Origin of the sequence: Flagellimonas pelagia, from assembly GCF_003584135.1 — a bacterium.
Lineage (GTDB): Bacteria > Bacteroidota > Bacteroidia > Flavobacteriales > Flavobacteriaceae > Flagellimonas > Flagellimonas pelagia.
Genome location: NZ_QXFI01000026.1, coordinates 279,351 through 301,913, shown reverse-complemented (window position 1 = coordinate 301,913; position 22,563 = coordinate 279,351). Strand labels below are relative to the sequence as shown.

General features: G+C 43.2%; 22 protein-coding genes. 7 read left to right on the top strand and 15 right to left on the bottom strand.

Annotated features, from left to right (window positions below; all coding sequences use genetic code 11):
- Window positions 1-1,668 (bottom strand): peptidase domain-containing ABC transporter, encoded by a 1,668-nt coding sequence (locus D2V05_RS11400; protein WP_119647991.1) that lies wholly within the window; start codon window positions 1,666-1,668, stop codon window positions 1-3.
- A complete protein-coding gene (locus D2V05_RS11395; RefSeq protein ID WP_119647788.1) occupies window positions 1,661-2,347 on the bottom strand; it encodes a TetR/AcrR family transcriptional regulator in 687 nt (228 codons plus the stop codon). Before D2V05_RS11395 ends, D2V05_RS11400 begins: the two co-directional genes overlap by 8 nt.
- Before the next feature lie 119 nt (window positions 2,348-2,466).
- Between D2V05_RS11395 and D2V05_RS11390 the strand changes: the two genes are divergently transcribed.
- A complete protein-coding gene (locus D2V05_RS11390) occupies window positions 2,467-3,030 on the top strand; it encodes a DNA-3-methyladenine glycosylase I (protein WP_119647787.1) in 564 nt (187 codons plus the stop codon).
- Here the strand turns inward: D2V05_RS11390 and aat are convergent.
- On the bottom strand, window positions 3,027-3,695 hold the full coding sequence (aat, locus tag D2V05_RS11385) for a leucyl/phenylalanyl-tRNA--protein transferase (RefSeq protein ID WP_119647786.1): 669 nt from the start codon (window positions 3,693-3,695) through the stop codon (window positions 3,027-3,029). The two genes, D2V05_RS11390 and aat, sit on opposite strands and share 4 nt — an antisense overlap.
- Before the next feature lie 92 nt (window positions 3,696-3,787).
- The gene (locus D2V05_RS11380) at window positions 3,788-4,165 is read right to left on the bottom strand and encodes a DUF3127 domain-containing protein (protein WP_119640422.1); all 378 of its coding nucleotides are present in this window, start codon (window positions 4,163-4,165) and stop codon (window positions 3,788-3,790) included.
- Window positions 4,166-4,287: 122 nt separating this feature from the next.
- Between D2V05_RS11380 and D2V05_RS11375 the strand changes: the two genes are divergently transcribed.
- Complete coding sequence (locus tag D2V05_RS11375; protein WP_119647785.1) at window positions 4,288-5,439, top strand: sensor histidine kinase; 1,152 nt, start codon at window positions 4,288-4,290, stop codon at window positions 5,437-5,439.
- Window positions 5,440-5,442: 3 nt separating this feature from the next.
- Entirely contained in the window at window positions 5,443-5,793 is a 351-nt protein-coding gene (locus tag D2V05_RS11370) for a hypothetical protein (protein ID WP_119640427.1), read from the top strand.
- On the opposite strand, the gene D2V05_RS11365 is transcribed toward D2V05_RS11370, so the two are convergent.
- Together D2V05_RS11365 and greA are read right to left on the bottom strand one after the other, a co-directional pair.
- Window positions 5,786-6,178 carry an HIT family protein gene (locus D2V05_RS11365; RefSeq protein WP_119647784.1) on the bottom strand — a complete coding sequence of 131 codons (393 nt, stop codon included), beginning with the start codon at window positions 6,176-6,178 and terminating at the stop codon, window positions 5,786-5,788. The two genes, D2V05_RS11370 and D2V05_RS11365, sit on opposite strands and share 8 nt — an antisense overlap.
- A 67-nt stretch (window positions 6,179-6,245) precedes the next feature.
- Entirely contained in the window at window positions 6,246-6,722 is a 477-nt protein-coding gene (gene greA / locus D2V05_RS11360) for a transcription elongation factor GreA (protein ID WP_119647783.1), read from the bottom strand.
- A 186-nt stretch (window positions 6,723-6,908) separates the two neighbouring features.
- On the opposite strand from greA, the gene D2V05_RS11355 reads away from it, so the two are divergent.
- Window positions 6,909-7,346: a Rieske (2Fe-2S) protein gene (locus tag D2V05_RS11355; protein ID WP_119647782.1), complete on the top strand. Its 438-nt coding sequence runs from the start codon at window positions 6,909-6,911 to the stop codon at window positions 7,344-7,346.
- Here D2V05_RS11355 and D2V05_RS11350 read toward each other — a convergent pair.
- Complete coding sequence (locus tag D2V05_RS11350; protein WP_119647990.1) at window positions 7,343-8,344, bottom strand: Gfo/Idh/MocA family protein; 1,002 nt, start codon at window positions 8,342-8,344, stop codon at window positions 7,343-7,345. The two genes, D2V05_RS11355 and D2V05_RS11350, sit on opposite strands and share 4 nt — an antisense overlap.
- 37 nt (window positions 8,345-8,381) lie before the next feature.
- Entirely contained in the window at window positions 8,382-10,556 is a 2,175-nt protein-coding gene (locus D2V05_RS11345; RefSeq protein ID WP_119647781.1) for a TonB-dependent receptor, read from the bottom strand.
- 353 nt (window positions 10,557-10,909) lie between these two features.
- Here D2V05_RS11345 and D2V05_RS11340 point away from each other — a divergent pair, with 353 nt between their 5' ends.
- Window positions 10,910-13,354, top strand: coding sequence for an ATP-binding protein (locus tag D2V05_RS11340; RefSeq protein WP_119647780.1), 2,445 nt, complete (start codon window positions 10,910-10,912; stop codon window positions 13,352-13,354).
- On the opposite strand, the gene D2V05_RS11335 is transcribed toward D2V05_RS11340, so the two are convergent.
- From D2V05_RS11335 to D2V05_RS11310, 6 genes are all read right to left on the bottom strand, one after another.
- Window positions 13,329-14,672 carry a sigma-54-dependent transcriptional regulator gene (locus D2V05_RS11335; RefSeq protein WP_119647779.1) on the bottom strand — a complete coding sequence of 448 codons (1,344 nt, stop codon included), beginning with the start codon at window positions 14,670-14,672 and terminating at the stop codon, window positions 13,329-13,331. The genes D2V05_RS11340 and D2V05_RS11335 overlap by 26 nt on opposite strands.
- Before the next feature lie 136 nt (window positions 14,673-14,808).
- The gene (locus tag D2V05_RS11330) at window positions 14,809-15,111 is read right to left on the bottom strand and encodes a hypothetical protein (protein ID WP_119647778.1); all 303 of its coding nucleotides are present in this window, start codon (window positions 15,109-15,111) and stop codon (window positions 14,809-14,811) included.
- Window positions 15,112-15,623: 512 nt separating this feature from the next.
- Entirely contained in the window at window positions 15,624-17,723 is a 2,100-nt protein-coding gene (locus D2V05_RS11325) for a DUF4301 family protein (protein WP_119647777.1), read from the bottom strand.
- Complete coding sequence (gene pnuC, locus D2V05_RS11320) at window positions 17,684-18,319, bottom strand: nicotinamide riboside transporter PnuC (protein ID WP_119647776.1); 636 nt, start codon at window positions 18,317-18,319, stop codon at window positions 17,684-17,686. Before pnuC ends, D2V05_RS11325 begins: the two co-directional genes overlap by 40 nt.
- A complete protein-coding gene (locus tag D2V05_RS11315) occupies window positions 18,303-18,563 on the bottom strand; it encodes a YkoF family thiamine/hydroxymethylpyrimidine-binding protein (RefSeq protein ID WP_119647989.1) in 261 nt (86 codons plus the stop codon). The genes pnuC and D2V05_RS11315 overlap by 17 nt, the downstream gene beginning before the upstream one ends.
- 44 nt (window positions 18,564-18,607) lie before the next feature.
- Window positions 18,608-19,249 (bottom strand): 4'-phosphopantetheinyl transferase family protein, encoded by a 642-nt coding sequence (locus tag D2V05_RS11310; protein ID WP_119647775.1) that lies wholly within the window; start codon window positions 19,247-19,249, stop codon window positions 18,608-18,610.
- Window positions 19,250-19,323: 74 nt separating this feature from the next.
- Here D2V05_RS11310 and ahcY point away from each other — a divergent pair, with 74 nt between their 5' ends.
- The gene (ahcY, locus tag D2V05_RS11305; RefSeq protein WP_119647774.1) at window positions 19,324-20,640 is read left to right on the top strand and encodes an adenosylhomocysteinase; all 1,317 of its coding nucleotides are present in this window, start codon (window positions 19,324-19,326) and stop codon (window positions 20,638-20,640) included.
- Between the two features lie 67 nt (window positions 20,641-20,707).
- On the opposite strand, the gene D2V05_RS11300 is transcribed toward ahcY, so the two are convergent.
- Window positions 20,708-21,286, bottom strand: a complete 579-nt coding sequence (locus tag D2V05_RS11300; RefSeq protein ID WP_119640457.1) for a DUF3332 domain-containing protein — start codon at window positions 21,284-21,286, stop codon at window positions 20,708-20,710.
- 161 nt (window positions 21,287-21,447) lie between these two features.
- Here D2V05_RS11300 and D2V05_RS11295 point away from each other — a divergent pair, with 161 nt between their 5' ends.
- A complete protein-coding gene (locus D2V05_RS11295; protein WP_119647773.1) occupies window positions 21,448-22,560 on the top strand; it encodes an alanine racemase in 1,113 nt (370 codons plus the stop codon).
- The last annotated feature ends 3 nt before the right edge of the window (window positions 22,561-22,563 follow it).

Below are 22,563 nucleotides of genomic sequence, written 5' to 3'. Positions count from 1 at the left end.
TTAGTTTATATGGGTCAATCGACCATTCTCCATTTTCACGACCTTGTGGCATCTGCCCAGCCATTTTGGATTTTCGCTGACCACTACCAGGGCCCAACCATTGGATGGGTCGGCAAGAAAATCCATTATTCGCTCGGTTTCTATTTCATCGAATTGGTCCAGTGGATCCTTAAGGATCATCAACTTTGGCCGAATGACAATGCTTCTGGCCAACACAATCTTTTTGGAAATAAAATCTGGAATCTTTTTGCCTTCGGGATACAGAATGGTCTTCAACCCAAGGGGTTGCTCCTTGACGAATTGGGTAAGTCCCACTTTTTCCAACGCCCAGTACACATCTTCCATGGGGATTTCGCTATTTCCGAAGGTAACGTTGTCCAAAATGGTCCCTTCGAACGGATATTCCTCGGTAAGGGCATGGCCCAGCAAAGACCTATATTCCCTTAGGTTGACACCTGAAATGGAAACATTGTTCACAAAAATATTCCCCTGGTTTGGTTCTATGATTCCAGCAATCAGACGCAGCAATGTCGACCTACCAGAACCTTTCGGACCTTTGATCAATATGCGGGCCTCCGGATTAATGGTCAACGAAACATCGTCAATGATTTTTTTGTCACGACCAGGCACCTTGTACACAATATTTTGAAGTTCCACGGAAAGGCCTTCTTTTCCTGCAAAGGGTGTTTCTCCGTCTAGAGGCTCCAATTCCTTGTCCACCACCTGACCCAATTTTTCCAATGAAGTGAGAAGGTCATAAAAGGTTTCCAATCCCATGATCATTTTCTCCACAGAGTTGATGACCAGAAGAATGATGATCTCCGCAGCCACAAACTGCCCTATGTTCATTTCTTGGTCCAAAACCAACAGACCTCCAATCAGCAACAGTCCTGCCGTTACCAATACCTTAAATCCGATCATTTGGATGAACTGCAGCACCAACACCCTAAAATGGCTTTCCCTAGCATCCAGATAATCGGCCACCAAGGCATCATTTTTATTAATGGCCTGCGATGTTTTCCCCGACAGCTTAAAGCTGATGATAGATCGTGCTATCTCCTGTAGCCAATGGGCCACTTTGTATTTCATTTTGGATTCCTCCAAACTGGTGTCCAACCCACGTTGTGCCGTAAACTTGAACACGATGTAGATGAGCAATACCAACAATAAGCCATAAATGATGAAGAAGGGATGGTAAAAGGACAAAAGCAACAATCCAAAAACAATCTGCAATAAAGCGGCAGGGAAATCAATAAGGACCTTGGACAATGATTTTTGAATGGTCAATGTATCAAAGAAACGATTGGCCAGTTCAGGAGGGTAATAGTTTTTAAGCTCACTCATCTTGATCTTGGGAAACCTGTAAGCAAACTCAAAGGAGGCACGGGTGAAAATCTTTTGTTGAAGGTTTTCAATAATCCGTATCTGCATCAACTGAAGGGTCCCTACAAATGCCACACCCAAGGTCACCAATACCACCAATACCACCCATGAGGTACTGACCCTTGCACCCTGTATCAAATTAATGATGGCCTGGATTCCCAAAGGCAGGGAAAGGTTTACCAATCCGGCAAATATGGCATAGTAAAAAATTTGAAAAATGTCTTTTTTGTCCAGGGCAAGCAAGCCCATTAACCGCTGCCACGCGGTGAGAATATTTTTAGCCATTAACATTAAGGTTTAGTGTGCGGAATATCAGATCCGTAAAAAAATGGGTCGGTGTAACGTTCTCGTTACAATTGGTAAGCATGGGAAAATGTTCTTTTAAAAAATATTGATGAAGGGTGCCTTCTAAAATAGTACTGGCCAAACTCAGAGGGTAGGCGTAGGTTTTATCCACAGCCACGATCATCTCGCTCAAACGGCTGACCAATCGCTTACATACAATAAAGTAACCGTTCTTATCCTCATCATTCACTTCTTTGACCAAATACGATTTTGAATATTCATTGATGATGATCTTGTTCAACACCACCTCGTTGATGTGCGAAAAAGCATTGTCCTCCTCTACATTTTGGGTCAGGACCTCAATGGCTTTGCTGAGTTTTTCCACAGGATCTGAAATGCCATTGGTATCAAAGACCATGCGGTATTCCATCCATCCCCAATACCATGAGGCCAAATAGAGCAATAATTTGTGCTTGTTCTCAAAATATCGGTATATGGAACTCTCATTGGAGTTGATCCTTGCCCCGAGCTTTTTGAAAGTGAAATGTTCAAACCCGATCTCATCGATCAACAATATACTTTCCTCCACAATTTTTTTCCCAAGGCTCGAAGATTCAGGGTCCTTGATGTACAACTTCTCGTTTATCCCAATCTTTAGGGACTGCATCAACACATCCATTGGATTACTTTTAAAATAAATTCTCGCAAAAATAATAGTATTACTATCAATATTCAACACTTTAACTTTCGATTAACGATTTTCAATTTTCCCTTACTTTTGAACAAAACTGAAACCCAATGGACAAACATAGATGCGGATGGTGTTTGGGAGACCCCCTTTATGAAGCATACCACGACACAGAATGGGGAGTACCCGTAAAGGATGATGAAACCCTTTTTGAATTTTTGATCTTGGAGACTTTTCAGGCAGGCCTAAGTTGGATCACCGTGTTGAGAAAACGCGAAAATTTCCGAGAGGCCTTCGATCATTTCGACTATAAAAAAATAGCAGGATACCAGCAGGATAAAGTGGATGAGCTTCTACAAAACCCTGGCATCATCAGAAACAAGCTAAAAGTCCACGCCACCATTTCCAATGCACAGGCATTTATGGAAGTGCAAAAGGAATTCGGAAGCTTTAGTCAATATATTTGGGGTTTTGTAGACCATGAACCCATTCGTAATACTTTGGCCAACTATAAACATGCCCCGGCCACCACACCCCTTTCCGATGGCATTAGCAAAGACCTGAAAAAGCGAGGATTCAAATTTGTTGGGAGTACGGTCATCTATGCCCATATGCAGGCCACAGGAATGGTGAACGACCACGAAGTAAACTGTTTCAGGTATCTTGAAGTCTAGTCTTTGGACCGCAGGATACCCATAAATTTTTTTCTAGGAATCAGTTCGGCCCCCAAGCTTTCCAAATGATCGGTATGCACTTGGCAATCGATAAGACCATAGCCTTTCCGCTCTAGTTCTTGGGCCATTTTGATGAAGGCAAACTTTGATGCATTCGGCCGTAGACTGAACATGCTTTCCCCACAGAACACATGTCCCAAGTCTACCCCATACAAACCCCCGACCAATTCGCCATTTTCCCAAACTTCATAGGATTTGGCCCAACCTGCTTTGTGCAGGTTCGCGTAGGCGGATTTCATCTCCGGAGTAATCCAAGTACCATCCTGTCCGCTCCGTTCCACCATGCCACAATGCTCCATCACTTTTTCAAAACAGGTGTTTTGGGTAAGCTCAAACGGATTGTCCCGCAACACCTTGCGCATACTTTTAGAAATCTTGACCTTATTCGGAAACAAGACCATACGGGGATCGGGGCTCCACCAAAGAATGAGGGAATCATCATTGAACCAGGGAAATATGCCATTTTTATAGGCAAGCAGAAGCCGCTCCATGGACAAATCCCCACCAACAGCAAGCAGACCATCTTCGTTGGCGGCCTCCACGGGTGGAAATTCCATCCTATTGTTCAAAAAATATAAGGGCAATCTCTCTTCGAAGTCATCCATGGTGCAATTTTTCTTAAAAATACACAATAGGGCCAAAAACAGGAAGATCTGGGTGCAGGCCCAGATCTTCTATACCATTTAAAAAAGATATCTTAGAAGGGAAGGTCGTCGTGATCTTCTTCATTATAGTCATCCACGGGTTCAAAGGCCTCCATGGGAGGAACCGGCGGCATATTATCGGCGTTGGATTCAGGTTGCAGGCTTTCCACTCTCCAACCTTGTATGGAATTAAAATACTTGGTCTCTCCTTGAGGGTTTACCCATTCCCTACCTCTTAGATTGATACTGACCTTCACCATTTGGCCCACACTGAAATTGTTTAACAGATCACATTTATCCTGGACAAACTCGACCAAAATATGCTGTGGATACTGCTCTTCCGTGGTTACTACCAACTCTCTTTTCCTGAAACCATTGTTTCCATACGTCTTGGTTTCGTCAATCATTTTGATTCTTCCCTGAACTTCCATGTATGTTAATTTTAATTGAATTTCAAAAGTACATAAAATGATTTCCTTTGGAACCCGTTATTTCAACGAACTATTAACATGTTTTCCATTTTCCGCTATCTTTAATAACAATTCAGCTAAAAATGAACTTCAGTCCTAAAAGGAAAGCTTCCAACATCATTCTGCTGATTTCCGCATTTGTGATCGTGAGTTTGATTTTGTGGAACACCAACAGCTTTTTCAAAAAGTTCAAAGAGGAAGAGCGATTGAAAATGGAAATCTGGGCCACGGCCCAGTTGGAACTGGTCCAGTCTTCCGTGGACCAGGAATTGGGGAACCTCACCTTGAAAGTGTTGGGGAACAATACTTCTACCCCTATGATCCTGTTAAACGAGGAAGGGTCCTACAAAACGCACAATATTCCCGAAGACAAAGTGGCCGATAGCCTCTACATCCAAAAAAAGATAGCCCAGTTCAAAAACGAGAACGAGCCCATTTTGATCATTCAGGATGGGGAATTGTTGGAAACCCTCTACTACGGCAACTCCGAAGTACTGAACAAATTGAAATATTATCCCTTGGCGCTCCTATTGATCATTTTTCTGTTCGGGGCGGTCATCTTTTTCTTCTTCAGGACCAACAAGGCTTCGGAGCAGAACAAGCTTTGGGCCGGTATGGCCAAGGAAACGGCGCATCAAATCGGCACGCCATTGACATCCCTTTTGGGTTGGAACGAGTTGTTGAAGACGGAAAACATCAACCCGGATGTGACCAAGGAAATTGGTAAGGATATTGACCGATTACAGACCATAACCGAACGTTTTTCCAAAATCGGGTCCATTCCCGAATTGCGAGAGCACAACATTGTTGCCGAAACCGAAAAGGCCTACGAATATTTGAAAAAGCGAAGCTCCAAGCTGGTCCATTTTTCCTTTAGTAGCAATGTGGATGAAGTACCTGTGTTGCTAAACCCTCCCTTGTACAACTGGAGCATTGAAAACTTGGTCAAAAACGGTATCGATGCGATGCGGGGCAAGGGCAACATTGCCATACAGATTGAAAAGAAGGGACACAACGTCAATATTTTGGTCTCGGACACCGGACATGGCATTGCAAAAAGCAACTGGCAGAACATCTTCAGTCCCGGGTTCACCTCCAAGCAAAGAGGCTGGGGATTAGGACTTTCGCTTGTTAAAAGGATTGTGGAAGAGTACCATAAAGGAAAAATTAAAGTATTTTCGTCCAGTAAAGAAGGAACAATCATGCAGATTTCCCTGAGAGCAATTGAAAAATGACCTATGGCAAAGGAAAAAAGACTCGTAATAAAGGAAGCTGATATTACCAATAACTGCCCCGAATGTTATAACCAGGAACTGAAGCTTACCTTTTTTCAGAAACACACTTTTAACCCGTTCTTTCACCGCACCACGAACGAGGTAACGCACGAAATAGAGTGCAAGAAGTGTCATTCCAAAATTTATCCGGTCAACTGGACCCCGGATATTGAAAGGGTTTTTGACTACTACAATAAGCTGGTACAGCCCGATAGGCCTTCGGTAAGGTTCACCACCTTGTTCTTTATTATTATGGTGCTGATGCTCTGCTTGGTGGCAGGTGGGGTATACTTTTATTTGGAAGGTTTCAACTAAGTTGGGCCTTTATAGCTTCGGCCACAGCTTCAAATTCTTCCGGTTTAAGACTTTCCTTATGTTGAAAGGTGGCATTCGCCATGCTCTGTAGTGGGATAAGATGAACGTGTACGTGGGGCACTTCGAGTCCGATGACCGTCATCCCTACGCGTTTACAGGGAACAGCCGCCTCGATGGCTTTGCCCACCTTTCTTGAGAAGGCCATAAGCTTCATATAGGCCTCCTCTTCCATATCCAAAATCTTGTCCACTTCTTTTTTGGGAACGCACAATGTGTGCCCTTTGGAGTTTGGGTTGATATCCAAAAAAGCGAAATTGTCCTCGTCCTCGGCTATTTTGTAGCAAGGAATGTCCCCGTTGATGATCTTGGTGAAAATGCTGGCCATTGTGATTGGTTTTAAATAAAAAATCCCGTCCTAAGACGGGATTAAATATACAGAATTTTAATTGCTGTCAGTCTCTGGTGATTTCCAAAATTTCCAATTTCAAAGTTCCATTCGGCACCTTGATCTCGGCCACATCCCCTACGGATTTGCCCAATAGACCTTTTCCTATGGGAGAGGTCACGGAAATTTTTCCCGTTTTTAGGTCTGCCTCACTTTCCGCTACCAGGGTATACTTCATTTGCATGCTATTGGCCAGGTTCTTCAACTTTACCGTGGAAAGCACCAGTATCTTGGAATTGTCCAATTGCGATTCATCGATCAAACGGGCATTGGCCAAGGTTTCTTCCATTTTGGAAATCTTCATCTCCAAAAGTCCCTGTGCCTCCTTGGCTGCATCGTACTCGGCATTTTCGGACAAATCTCCTTTGTCTCTAGCCTCTGCAATGGCCTGTGATGCCTTTGGACGTTCCACATCCTTGAGTTGGTTCAACTCATCCCTCAATTTCTTTAATCCTTCCGCTGTGTAGTATGATACTTTGCTCATAACTTCAAATTTTAATGCAAAAGAACATTGAAGAAAATCAAAAAATAATTTCCCCAATGAACTCTTCTCTACAAATACAAAAAATCCTCAACGAGTCCCATGACCTGCATGGATTTTGCGAGGATTTAACGCAAATATAGGTAAATTTTGTTCAACTTTGCTGAGCAATGTCAAGAAACACCTACTATGAAGCACTTTTGGAGCTTTGCCCTACTTATATTGTTAATTTCCTGTAGTTCAGATAGTACCAACAGAAATCCTTACCTCCAAGAAGTGAGCTTTCGCTTTGAACTAAACCTCAATTTACCCTTGTACAGCGATTTGAACACCATAGGGAATCCGGTGTATGTGGGCAATAGCGGTGTAGGCACCCGCGGCGCCTTTGTGATCAAATCCAGCTTGGATACCTACTATGCCTTTGAAGCCAGTTGTCCCAACCATGCTCCCAACGATTGCTCCACCATGACCATTGATGGGCAAAATGTAGTCTGTAGTTGCGAGGGATATACCTACAGCCTCTTTACCGGCCAACAATTGGACCGTCCCGATGATGGAAAACGATACTATGATCTTCTCTTTTATAAGGCCACACAAAGTGGAAACGTGGTGATTATTTCCAATTAAAGAGTTCCCAAAATCCTATCCATGACCCAGCTGGTATGCAATCCCGATTTTCCGGTGGAAGGATGGATCGATTTACCCAATAAGTGATTTTTGATATTGGCCACATGGTATTTCTGGATGTGTTCAGGATGCGGAATTTCCAATATCTGATGCCCTGACACATTTTCCAGTTGGATGGGTGCTTCATCCAAAACGGAAAAACTAATCTTGCCCGCAGAACCATAAATATCAACTTTATCAACCCGCTGATGGGTACCGAAATTCCAAAAGCCTTCTCCGGTTACACCACCTTTATGTTGCCAAATGCCGGAGACGGCATCGAAGGCTGAATACAATCCTTGTTGATTTTTGGCTATGCCGCTTGCCTCGGTGATATCACCCAATAAAAAAGTGAATAAATCCAATCCGTGACTTGCCAAGTCATCAAAATAGCCCCCAGGCGCAATTTGTTTGTCCGTGCGCCAATTGTAGCTCCCTCTCAGATCCAAATCATTGGGCGGTTTGGATTTTTCCCAATGGATGTGTCGGATTTCACCGATCAAGCCATCATCCAACCATTCCCTTACTTTTAAAAATCTAGGGAGGGAACGGCGATAATACGCCACAAACAAAGGCAATCCTTTTGCTTCGAACGCTTGATGGATTGCTAAACTGTCCTGATAATTCGGAGCCATGGGCTTTTCCACACAGCAGGGCTTGCCCGTTTCGGCCACTAGTAAGGCATATTTTTTATGGGAATCGGGAGGAGTGGCAATGTAAACGGCATCAACTTCAGGGTTGAAGATGACTTCTTCCGCATTGGTGGTCCATTGCGGAACGTTATGCCTTTTAGCATAATCTTCAGCCTTATCAGCATTGCGCCGCATGACCATATCCACCCTAAAACCAGGAGTGTTTTGGTACGCTGGGACACTCTTTTTTTCGGCCACGCCACCGCAACCGATCACGCCCCATCGCAAGGGCTTCTCTTCTGAAAAATGAAAATGGGATTCTGCCATCTTGTTAAAATTACAGAATCCCATTCACTTACAAATCCTAAAAATTGAAAGTGGCCCCTAACAAAAAGTTGATTCCCGCCTGGGGGTAGTAGCCGGCACCTTCAATGGTGGTTACCGTTCCAGGATTGGAAAAATCATCATCATAGGTATAGAAATACCCATTGGAAACAATGTCCGCATCAAAAATATTGTTCACCAATCCAGAAAGTACTATGCTTTTTACAAAGGCATTGGTTTCGATTACATACTGAACATTGAAATCGGTTTGGGTATAACTATCCAAGGTGGAACCCTCGGAATCAATGTTACCCATATACTGTTTTCCTACGAATTTGGATAACAACGACACTTGAAAATTTTCATGGGGCTGATAGGTCAAAATGTTACCCGCTATCAATTGGGGGGAGTAGGCGATATGGGTATTGCCCAAGTCCTGGAGCAGGCCGTCCCGCTGAAAATAAAAGTCGAGGTTTCGGTTGTCGCTCAGGGCCAGATTGGGCCTCCACAAAAATTTCTGTGCAAACCTCAAATTGGCGTCCAATTCCAACCCTAATCGATAGCTGTCCCCAACATTCGCCCTTAAGGGCGCCCCAACATCGTTCAATTCCCCGGTAAGCACCAATTGATCTTTATAGCGCATGTAGTACACATTGGCATTCAACTGGAAATCTTGGGAAACATAACGCCAACCCAACTCAAAATCGTTCAGTTTTTCAGGTCGTGGACTGCCACTTTCATAATCGTTGCGGTTGGGTTCCCTATTGGCCCTGGCATATGAAAAATAGAAATTGTTGTTTCGGTTTAAATCGAAAGTGACACCTGTCTTTGGATTGAAAAAATTGAAAGTGTCATCTACCAGACCGGTATCCTCCCCATTGGCTTCATAACCCACCCTGCGATATTGCACATCCCCAAAAACAGACCATTTGTTGTTCAACTGATAGTTGACCTTGGCGTAACCGTTTAAATCGGTCTTGGTGGAATTGTCGTCATAATATCGATCTCTGATTTCGCTATTGCTGGCATATTGCGCCCAGATGATTTCCCCAAAGTGGTCTCCTTTGTATTCATTATAACCACCACCCAAAATCAGTTTAAGATTGTTCTTGTCATAGGTTGCCGAAAAAACGGTTCCATAAAAATCATTGTCCAACCAACGTCTGCGGATCAAATCGGTACTTTCCAAAGGTTCACCATCAACCGTGATGGGTTCCAAACCGTAATCCGAAAAGTCCTCATCCTCTTTGTATTGCTCAAAATATCCACGCCCTCGAGTGTAATGAAGGGCTAAATGCGTGGTCCATTCAGGGCTCCAGGTTTCGTTCCAGTGCAACTGAAAATGGTCTTGCTTGTAGTTGTCCTCTTCTTTATCGTAGAATTGAATGTTCCCATTTTCATCGGTGTACATTCCCACAGGATTAAATGTCCTATCGTTTTCCAATTGTTCGGCTGTGACACCATCCCATGCTTGATACGTGACTTCATGTCCCCCAAAAAGCAAAGCCTTTACCAGGGTATTGTCATCCTTGTACACTCCTTGTAAAAAGTAGGCATCCAGTTTCGAGCTCGCCCGATCCACATAACCATCAGAAGTTATACGGGAAATCCTTCCCGAAAATTCAACATGATCGTTGAGCAACCCTGTACTGAACTTTACATTGTTCCGAAGGGTGTTAAAACTCCCGATAGAGGAAGAAACCTTGGCATAGGCCTCTTCCGAAAAGGCATCGGTGAGCATGTTAAGACTAGCACCGAAAGCCCCTGCTCCATTGGTTGACGTGCCCACTCCGCGCTGTAATTGCAGGCTTTGGGTAGATGAGGAAAAATCGGGCATGTTCACCCAAAAGGTTCCTTGAGACTCGGCATCGTTGTACGGTACCCCATTAATGGTGACGTTCACCCTTGTGGCATCGCTACCCCGCACCCGAATGCTGGTGTAGCCAATCCCCGCTCCTGCATCCGATGTAGTCACCACGGCGGGCATGAAATTCATCAGAATCGGGACATCTTGCCCCAAGTTTCGAGGAGTAATATCCTCTTTTTCCAAGTTGGAAAAGGTAATGGGAAATTCTTTGGTCACCCGGACAGCTTGGACCAGGACTTCGTCCAGGACCACTTTTTTGCCTTCCAAAGTGTCTGCGGGTTCTTCTTGTTGGGCGCTCATGGTGAGCCCCAGCCCACAAAGGGCCAATGTTGTGAATAAAGTTTTCATTCGTAAAAATGTTACGAATAAAAGGGGTCATTATTCTTGTTATTAAATTGATTTTTGTTTCTAAAGAAACATAGAAATTCCAAGATGCGCCTAGCGCAATCCCTTGGCAGCATTACCCGCCCAGGTTCATTGGGTATAATCTCAGCCTTGATTAAGTTTTTGGTTTTAAGTTGGAAGTTCTAAGTTATGTCGACCTAACTTGAACCTTGTCATTTAAAACTTTGAACTGCTACAAAGCACCCCTTTGAGATGGGGCAAATGTAATGTTCGGTCTTCATATTTCATAAAAAACCATCGGGAATTTTAACTTTTGATTAGAACTATGGTTCCAAAGTCTGGGCGTATATAAGAATATGTACCCTAGATCTAAAAAAAGGTTTACACTAAAAATTATCTTCAGTTATGCCGTGCTGGGCGTTTTGGCGCTGCTGGCCGCTTATTTCATCTATGATGAATTCAAAAGCTATGCATCAACCCAAAGCAAAGGGGGTGACACCCTAAAATTATTACGTACCAATGAACTGCTCACCAATCTATACGAGGCGGAAAACCTTTCCAAATTGGCCCTGCAGTCCAAACAACCTAAAGATCTAAAGGCCTATGCCCAGAAAGTGGACTCGATCACTATTTTGATCGACTCCCTAAAACCTTTGGCACAGGCTAACCTCGGGAACCAAGTCTCCAAACTGGACAGCGTGCAACATCTCCTGCAACAAAAGGTCTTCAATAGTGCAGAGTTACGCAGGCTCAAGGTGAAAAATGAAAACAGTGCATCCTTTGATTCCGTTTTGCAGGCCTTCCATAAAATGGAAGTGGAAATGGGAAGGATCACCCCGGAAACCTTTGCCCCCAACTTTGAACAATTATCCCCCGATACCCAGGAATCCATCCGGGAATATGTGGCCATTCTCAACAAAAACATCCCAAACTCGGATGGAGCTTCCAATGCCAATAATATTGATTCGATCTTGGAGGTTTCCAAATCCATATTGAACAAAGCAAAGACCCAAACCGCCGCCATGGAACGGTCCATGCTACAAAAGGAACTCCAGATTTACCGCACCGATCTGGAACTTTCCCAAAAGATGCGGAGTGTTCTTTCCAATTTTGAACGGGAAATGGTGCAAAACGCCTTTTTGGACAACATCAACCAAAAACAGACACTGCAAAGAAGTACCCGGTTGGCAGGTGGCGCTGTAATTTTGGGGTTGATCATCGTCATTTTATTCACCTTTTTGATTTCCAAAGACTATTGGAAAGGACAACGATACCAAGAGCAATTGGAGAAGGAGAAAAAATATTCCGAGTCCCTACTGAAAAGTCGTGAACAACTGATCTCCACCGTAAGTCATGACTTAAGAACGCCGTTGAACACGATCAATGGATATTCCGAATTGATGGAACACAGCGGCCTCAACAACAAGCAACTGAATTATTTGAAAAATGTGAAGTCCGCTTCGGGGTATGTAAACAACTTGGTCAATGATCTTTTGGATTTTTCCAAACTGGAGGCTGGAAAGGTACAGCTGGAAAAAGTACCCTTTGTGCTTGCCTCATTGATCCATGAAACGGCAGGTCATTTTGATGAAATCAATGATAAAAAAGGCTTGGAACTACAATTGGAAATCAGCGATGAGTTGAACAGGCCCATCATTAGTGACCCCTTCCGAATCCAACAGATTTTGACCAATCTTATTGGTAATGCCTATAAGTTCACCAACACAGGTTTTGTAAAAGTTTCAGCTAAGGTACAGGAAAAAAAGGATGGTCCATGGGTTCAGATCAAAGTCATCGACACTGGTATCGGTATTGAACCCGAAAAACAAGAACTGATTTTTCAAGAGTTCACCCAAGCAGATGATCACCCAGAACACAAACAGGGAGGCTATGGTCTTGGACTCACCATCTCCAAAAAATTAACGGAGTTATTGGGAGGGACCTTGACTCTGATCAGTGAGGTAAACAAAGGCAGTACCTTCGCTTTAGAACTTCCCATCCAATTTTCGGAGCATTCTATCTTTGATAAGGGTTTCGATAAGGGACATACTCAAGATTTTCCCATTTCGGTCTTGGTGATCGATGATGATGAAAACATGCTGGGTCTTATTGCTGAGATTTGTAAGACTAATCAAATCATGGCCAGAACGGTTTCAAATTTCAAGCAATTGGAACACTCAGAAATTTTTGGTTTTGACAAAGTCCTCACGGACATACAAATGCCCAAAGTGGATGGCTTTGCCGTTCTGGGAACATTGAAAGCAATGGGTTTTGAAAATCCGGTGATAGCCATGACCGGACAATCCATCAGCAAGAAATCCACCTTCATCAGCGCTGGCTTTACCGATGTGATCCAGAAGCCTTTTTCTACCCAAATGCTCCTTTCCACATTGGGAAAAGCAAACAATCATTTTGAAGAGACTTCTTTCCAGGTTCCGAAAACTGATACTGCATTGTTCAGCATTTCACAGATTGCTGAATTTTTAGATGGCCCTAAGGCGATACAAGAAGTGCTACAGGTTTTTTTGGAGAATAACCGTCTGAATTTAGACTTGCTCTTTACCTCCATCGGGAATAGTGATTATAAGGAATTGAGATCTGTTGCGCACAAAATGCTGCCCATGTTCAGGCAGTTGGAAGTAAAAGATTCCATATCCATTTTAGAACAGTTGGAAAACCTTGACGAACATGAAAAAGGAGAACAGGTTTATCAACTGCTTACCAAACTGAAACAGTTGTTGTTTGATTTGGAAACAGAAATTCAAGATTATTTGATCAAACTTCCAGTTGGTACTGATTGATTTTGTTGTACAAGGTCTTTCGGGTAATCTGTAAAAGTTTTGCCGCCTTGCTTTTGTTGAAGTTGGTCTTTTTCAGGGCTTCCATGATCCGTTCCTTTTCAAATTCGGATTTTGAAAAAGACTGCTCTTGGCGACCATTGACACCCTGAACCACTTCGTTGGACAACGAATCAGACAATACTGTTTCCCCTTGGGTAAAAAGGACGGCGCGTTTGATCACGTTTTTCATTTCGCGAAGGTTTCCTGGCCAAGGGTAATCCAAGAGAATCTGTTTGGTTTCCTCGGAAAAATCAAAAACATCCTTTCCCAATTCCGTGTTGGCCCTGTCCAAGAAATAGTTCGCGAACAACAGAATGTCCTCTTTACGTTCCCGCAAGGAAGGCACCTCAATGGAAAACTCGTTCAATCTATGGTACAGATCTTCCCGAAAGGCCCCGTCATCAATAGCTTCCAACAAATTTTCATTGGTAGCAGCAATAATCCGAAGATCCAAATGAATTTCCTTGGTACTGCCCACTCGTTTAATCTTTCGTTCTTGGATGGCCCTGAGCAGTTGCACCTGATGTTCATAGGATAGATTGCCCACTTCATCCAGAAAGAGTGTGCCCCCGTTGGCTGCTTCAAAATGTCCGACTTTGTCCTCAATAGCACCTGTAAAACTTCCCTTTACGTGTCCAAAAAATTCGCTGGTGGCTATTTCTTTGGGGATGGCACCGCAATCCACGGCAACAAAGGGTTGATCGCTTCGGTTACTGGCTTTGTGGATGGCGTTGGCAGTTACTTCCTTACCTGTACCACTTTCCCCGGTCAATAGAACCGACATGTTGGTGGGAGCCACCAATTGCACATATTGTTGCAACTTCTTGGATCTTTCGCTCTCCCCAACCAAAAAACTCGTTTGGGTATTTTGTGCTGCCTTGGTCGCTGGTTTCTCAACTTTGCTTTGTTGATTTGTTGTCTTGGTGTTCAAGGCATTGTTGATTACCGTAACAATTTCGTCCGGGGTAAAAGGTTTTGAAATGTAATCAAAAGCCCCATTTTTAATGGCATTCACCGCAGTGCGAACCTCAGCATAGCCGGTCATCAAAATCACTTGGGTGTGGGGGGATTCCTTTTTTACCTGGGGAAGGAGGGTAACCCCATTGCCTTTGGGCAATCTTACATCGGACAAGATTACATCGAAACTGGAGGTGCTAAGCTGTTCTTCCGCTTCTTTTATGGAATAGCTAGTGGAAACGGCAAAACCGTTCTTGATCAAAAACTTTTGAAGCATTTGACAAAAAGCAGTGTCGTCCTCGATGATCAAGATTTTGGGCATAGCTGAGATATCTAATATACGATGCCACGTAATGCATGGACTGCCGTACATTTATAAAGTTATCACAAAAAAAGGGCTGCAAATGCAGCCCTTTCTAACCAAACTAACTAACCTAACACGGTCTCGAAAACTCTAATTACATGTCGATCCAGTTACCTTCGGCATCGGCATATACGGTTCCTGTAGTACCATCTTCTAGAGATAGATCCAATTTATATTGGTCCTTCTCATTTTTGTAGGCTTTGTCAATTTTGGCCGTGGGGTAGTTCTTTTCCACTGCTTTTGAAACGGCTTCCGGAAGGGAAGAAACTTCGATTTCCTCAAAATCCTGGGCAACAATAACAGTGGCGTTATCCACGTCAAGTTCTGGAGATTCTACATTGGCGAAAGCTGTGATTCCTACAAAGGACAATACGGTTGCAATAGCTAAATTTTTCATGGTATATGATTTTAATTGTTAAACTCGATTAGTTATATGAAAAACCAATGCCAAAATTTTAGCTATTGTTCAATTTGATATTATCCATTGACTATCAAATGATTATAAATTCATGGGTTTTTTGGAACTGTGTAAAAGTGTGTAAAGACTTAGCCAAAGTGTGTAAAAAATAAACAAGAAAGCAACATATATATGGCCATGGCCAAAGAGACCAGATTGAAAAATAGAATTATCTTAAAGAGCATACTTTTATTGTTGTGGACCGTTTTCGAAAGTCAAAAGAGAGCCATACAAAATGCACAGCTCCCTTAACCAAATCAACCAACCTAAATCAAGACAACCCGCAAGGACTATCTATTTTTTTCATTACATCGAAAATGCCGATCCAAATACATTCAATCCATTTCGAGTACACTTAATAGGACACCCTTTTCAGGAAGTGGTCACCTTATGGATAAAAAAAATCCGTTGCCTAGAAAGACAACGGATGTTCTATTTTGATTATCTGGTATTTACGCCTGGTGAGAGGGCTTTAAAAGATCGTTCACCGTTTTTACCGGATTGAAGGTCACCAAGGGAACTTCCACAAACAGGGTGTTCCAATAGGCCATACCCCCATTCCAAAGCCCCGGGAGTTCCAAAGCTTTTAGTTCCTTGCCTTCTTGGGTCTTACCTGTGATAAAGCCCTGCCTTTCATCCACATAATCCAAAAGATTGTACTTTTCACCTCTGTAGTTCCTTACCCCACAGACCAAATCAACGGGGTTAAAATGTGTTGAATTCTTGAGAATGGCTTCCTGTTCTGGGTCATTCATATCAATCTGGGCAGATTCTATGATCTGCAACGAAACATTCCCATCACTATCCTCTATCCAGAAAGGCCCGCCACCAGGTTCGCCTTCGTTTTTCACCATACCACAAATCCGGATAGGGCGATTGAGCCTATCCTTTAAAATGGAAAGTTGTTCGTCCACATCCAGATCATCATAGTTTTTAGGCATCCTAACATTAAGGTCCTTTTCCAAAAAACCCTTGATTTCGTCTGCTTTTGCGGCCGAGACCTCATCTGTATCCAAAAGTTTGGCATAACCAAAGGCCTTATCCTGCACTTTGGTCAAAACCCCGGCCAACATTTTTTTGCTGTTGGCCACTTGTTCCAAGTTTTTGTCGATGACCACATTATCTATATTCTTGATGAAGATGATATCAGCATCTTGATCGTTGAGATTCTCGATCAGGGCGCCGTGCCCACCCGGTCTGAAGAGGATGGAACCATCGCCATTTTTAAACGGCTGGTTATCCAAATCTACCGCAACGGTATCGGTCGAAGGTTTTTGGTTGGAATAAGTGATATCGAATTCCGTATCCGTAAGTTTTGAGATTTTGGGAGCCACTTTGGATTCTTCTTCAGCAAACATCTCATCGTGCTGTTCGGAAACCGTAAAGTGCAAATTTGCCTTCCCCGATGTTTTGGCATACAATACGGCCTCTTTTAAGTGCTCTTCGAAAGGCGTGGCACTACCCGAATCATACTTATGGAACGGCAACAATCCCTTGGGATAAAAACCGTAGTTGAGACCATCCTCCACCAACATTTCCTTTACGAAAAGATAGGCTTCCTCATCCTTGTTCCCCACCTTGCCCTTTATCCTTTCCATGATAAGTTCGTAGAAAGGGAAGTTATCCATTTGATTTACAAAATTTTGGGCATCCTTGTCCCCTGTTCTCCCAATATATTCCGATAAGCTTTCTTTTGCAGGGTCAAACGAGTCCAAAAAGTTGAACATGGCCTTGAACATACGGGAAGCTGCGCCGGAAGCCGGAACAAATTTCAAAAGATCCAAGGTACCCCGATGGTCCTCGAAATATTGGATAAGGTCGTTTTGTTCCTTGTCCGAAAACCGGAGAATCCCGTTACCGACAACGGCCGCTTTTTTCAATTTTACAAATGGGATGCCTTCCTTGAAAGTTTCAATTTGGCGTGCTACCTTTTCCTTGGAAATTCCTTTGGAATCCAATTGTTCCAAGTCTTTCGGACTCAATGCTATCATGTTCTGGAGAAGTTTATCAATGTGTTCTGTTGCCTTTTTTAGCCTTGCGGCTTTATCTCCCTTTAAAATAATAAAATTTCGATGATATTTCTCCAATGATTCCTTGAAATACGAATACATTCGTTCACGTTCGTCCGGTTTGTCCCGAAGATCGTCGGCCACCCAAGGCGTATCAATATAGGTCAATAGATACAGATCATAACTGTTCTTCAAGGCATACTTTTCCAAAATAGGGTCGCAGGTACCTGTGTAGTATGCTTCCGAATAGACCTTGGTCTCCAATAAGTCAGTATCACAGATCAGGACCTTATTGGCTGTTTTTGCCAAATGGTTCTCCAGTTCCATTTGTCCGTAAGCTATAGGCACTAAGTCCTTGGGCTCACAGGTCTTTTGTTCCCGATCCCATTTATCTTGAAGATACTCCCGTGCATATTCAGGTACCCATTCAGTGTGGTAGTGTTCGGCCAATTGGGCCGCCAATGTGGTCTTTCCTGTGGATTCAGGTCCAAAAAGGACAATTTTTATGAGGTTTGAAGGCTCTTGCCCAAGTTTTTCTTCCATGCTAGATATCCCTGTATGGCCAATACGGTAAAGATGAGGTACTGTAATGAGAACATGCCCCATCCTCTATAAGCGTACAAAGGTACGGTTATTAGGTCACCTATGATCCATAGTGTCCAGTTTTCAAGTTTCTTGTTGGCCATGTACCACATTCCGGTAAAAAATATGCCAGAGGTTACGATATCCACATAATTGGTTGGTCCAATTTCAGCCCCAAATGCCCTATATACTGCATATGTGACCAACATGGTGAGCAGAAAGAATCCAAATCCCACCCATTTTTCCTTTGTATTTGTGCGAGTGATGTGAACCACAGGCTCCCGATCATCTTTTCTTCGGGCCCAGTTCCACCATCCATAAATGCTCATGATGGAGTAGTAGAAATTCATCATCATGTCCCCAAAAAGACTATCGGTAAAAAAGATATAGGTAGTAATCACGGTGGCCACCAAACCCGTGGGATAGACTAAAATATCTTCCTTTTTGGCATAGACCACACTGGCAATCCCAAAGAAAAATGCGGTGGCCTCCAATATGATCAAGGATAGTTCCCTATCCTCATAGGGTCCTAGAAAAAAATCAAAAATGGGGTTCATAGTCGCTTCTGTCTGATTTCACGAGCTTCATGGTCAGCACTACGTGATCTAAATTTTCAAAAGCTTCCTTGATTTCGGATTGAAGCAGCTCCATGACCTTTTCGTAATCCCCATATACTTGGGTACTCAACGGATTTTCCAAAACCGTGAGCCCAGAGGCCCTCAATTTTTTGATGAAGGCAATGATCGGGGGTTCAAAATCATCTTGAAGCGGGGTTAGGGTAAGTTCGGCGGATATTTTCATGGGCATTGATACATTTCGCCAACAAAACTACTAAAAAGAAATCGTCATCCACCCATCATCTTAAGGGCATACACACAGGTAAAACCTTCAAATTCCAAAAACTCCACTTCATAATGTGTCTTCTTGCCTTTATATAGTATTTCTGCCACGGTCCTCCCATCAGCAAAAGCAAAATCCATGACATCAATGTGCCTCAAGAAACTAAGCCCCTGTTGGGCATAAATTTTATAAAGTGATTCCTTGGCGCCCCACACAATGGTCAGTTTCCTCATGATGGCCTCGGCATTTGCCAAGGTCTTGTATTCCTCTATTGGGGTAAACTTATGGGCAATGCGCAATATTTTATCACGCTGCATTTCTATATCAATGCCCACCTCATCGGTTTCACTTACAATGATTCCCGTAAAATTGTGCGAATGGGTGATGGAAATAAAATTTCCATCTTTTAGATGGGGCTTTCCAAAATCATCATAAACAAGGTCCTTGTCCTCATAACCGGCCAAGGCCAATAAGTGTCTGATACTCAAGAATGCTCTTCGATGCGCTTCCGATTTCATGCCATCCATCCTATTTTGGCAATGTAGTGTAAGCTCCACATTCTTGGCCAATTCATCCTCGGGTTCGGTGACCTTCCATATATATACTTTGGTGGTTGGGGAAACTGTTATGGTTTTATAAATGGGCATGACCAAAAATTAAGCGAATTTGTATCTTTGTCGCACTATAAAAGCGAAGCTACAAAAGTAAATTTATATAAAGTATGAGCACAAAGACAATTCCGTATGTACCTTATAAAGTGAAGGATATGTCCCTGGCGGATTGGGGAAGAAAAGAGATTGAGCTTGCCGAGGCCGAAATGCCCGGTCTTATGGCAATACGTGAGGAGTACGGTAAAGAGCAGCCTTTAAAAGGTGCCCGAATTGCGGGATGTCTCCACATGACCATCCAAACGGCCGTTTTGATCGAGACCTTGGTGGCCCTTGGTGCCGAGGTTACCTGGAGTTCCTGCAACATATTCTCTACCCAAGACCATGCCGCTGCTGCCATTGCTGCTGCCGGTATCCCTGTTTACGCTTGGAAGGGCATGAACGAAAAGGAATTTGATTGGTGTATAGAACAGACCCTTTTCTTTGGAGAGGACAGAAAGCCCTTGAACATGATATTGGATGATGGTGGTGACCTTACCAATATGGTGTTGGACCTGTATCCTGAGATGGCCGCTGGTGTTAAGGGACTCTCCGAAGAGACTACCACCGGGGTGCATCGTTTGTATGATAGGGTGAAAAGAGGAACCCTTCCGATGCCCGCCATCAACGTGAACGATTCCGTGACCAAATCCAAGTTTGACAACAAATACGGATGCCGCGAAAGTGCCGTGGATGCCATTAGAAGAGCTACGGATACCATGTTGGCCGGAAAGCGTGTGGTTGTAGCCGGATATGGCGATGTTGGTAAAGGAACCGCTGCTTCTTTCCGTGGTGCCGGTGCCATTGTTACCGTTACTGAAATTGACCCCATTTGTGCCCTACAGGCCTGTATGGATGGTTATGAGGTGAAGAAATTGGAATCCGTTGTGGGAAATGCCGACGTGGTCATCACCGCAACCGGAAACAAGGACATCATTCGCGAAGAGCACTTTAGGGCGATGAAGGATAAGGCCATTGTTTGCAACATCGGTCACTTCGACAACGAAATTGATATGGCTTGGTTGAACCGTACATACGGAAATACCAAAAACGAGATCAAACCACAAGTAGACAAATATACCATTGATGGCAAGGATGTGATTATCTTGGCCGAGGGCCGTTTGGTGAACTTGGGTTGTGCCACGGGCCACCCCAGCTTTGTAATGAGCAACTCCTTTACCAACCAGACCTTGGCCCAGATTGAATTGTGGAAAAACCATGACAACTATGAGAACAAGGTGTACACGTTGCCCAAACATTTGGATGAAAAAGTGGCCCAACTGCATCTGGCCCGATTAGGTGCTGAACTTACCGAATTGAAGGAAGATCAGGCAGAATATATCGGTGTAACGGTTGAAGGACCATTCAAACCGGATTATTACAGATATTAAGATTCAATAATACCCAAAAGAAAAACCCATGGCCAAAACCATGGGTTTTTTTGAATCTAATCTTTTTTTAATCTGCCAATAAAGCTTCCTGATAGTAACAAGCTTTGCTTTGCTTTAAGACAGCCAGTCCTTCTTCCCTTGTATTCATCGGGTCTATTTTAATCTGCTCACCATTGGGCATATACACAATGTAGAAACCTTCTTCAAAAGAGGAAAGTTTGATGATTTCACCATTTGGGCGGATGGCATTCCATGATTTTTCATCGGGTTTATAGAACATTTCCAATTTTTTACCCTCTTTGGGCCCCTTGACTACAGTAATCTGAATTCGGTTCTTGGTGGCTACCATTTCAAAGGTATTGCCGTCATGTTCCACTATTTGGGTCTCGGATTCACCATCTTTCATTGCAATGGGATTCGATCCAGACCAAAATTCTATCACGTTGAAAATCAACATATCCCCAATAAAGAACAGTCCATAAACTGGAACAATGTTCAATCCCCAAAAAATAAGGTTATCCAAAAATCTACTGTCGGTGAGTCCTTGGTTCCAGTCCTTTAAATTGTTAAAAGCACTGAAAGACCCCAAACAGCTTGTAAACAAAATGGAGCAAGACAACAAAGTAGGAATAATGACTTTTTTCATAATAAAAAGATTTATAGTTAATGTCTCTAAAGCTACGAAAAGATTTTCTCCGAATCATTCTTTCCACAAATCCGAGCACATCAATTAATGTGTGCCCTTCAAAAAAGATGATCCCCATGTCTTCTTTGATCCTTACCTTTATTCACTCAAAACGCAAAAGGATGAACAACGATTGGTATAGGATTCAGAATGTGGAAATGGTGGACTCCCCATCCATTGCCCTGTATTTGGAAAACCTGAAATTCAATGTACAGGAAATGATTTCACTAGTCCACGGCAACACGGAACGACTGATGCCCCACATCAAAACCAACAAAATGCCAAAGGTGATGGATTATTTGTTGGAATCTGGAATCTCCAATTTTAAGGCATCCACCATTTCCGAAGCTGAAATCGCTGCAGAAGCAGGGGCCAACTCGGTATTGATCGCCCACCAATTAGTAGGCCCAAAAGTCGACCGATTCCTAGAACTGTGCCAACATTATCCCAATACCCAATTTTCTACTTTGATTGACAATATGGGCAGTGCCGAGCTTTTGAACGGAAAAGCACTGGAAAGTGGAAGGATGGCCCATATTTACATCGACATCAATAACGGTATGGATCGATCTGGTATCAAGATAGATGCTGGATTGGATGACTTGTTACAATATTTAGATACTTGCAAAGGTCTTCATTTTGATGGATTCCATGTGTACGATGGTCATTTACGGGATCCGGAATTTAGCCAACGCAACAAAAAAATTGAGCATGACCTAGAGCGGGTCACTGTTTATTTCAACAACATCAAAAATAAATATCCCGAAGTAAAAATGATCTGCGGAGGTACACCTTCCTTTACTTCCCATTTGTTGGAAGAGAACAGGATCACCAGTCCAGGAACCTGTGTACTTTGGGATTGGGGTTATGGGGAAAAACTGACCGAACAATCTTTTAGGTATGCCGCTTTGGTGATAACTCGGGTCATTTCAAAACCTACGGAAGGCATCATCACAGTGGATATGGGACATAAATCGGTTTCTGCGGAAAACCCGATTGACAAACGCATCAAGTTTCTCAATCTTGACAATTATGAATTGCTTTCGCAAAGCGAAGAACATGGGGTAATCCGTGTAAGCGATTGGGACCATTGGAAGGTTGGCGATGTGCTGTACGGGGTTCCTTATCACATCTGCCCTACCATCAACCTGCATGACGAAGTTTCTGTAATTGAAGATGGCAAAAAAGGCGACACTTGGGACATTACGGCCAGAAGGCGAAAACTTCAATTCTAAAAA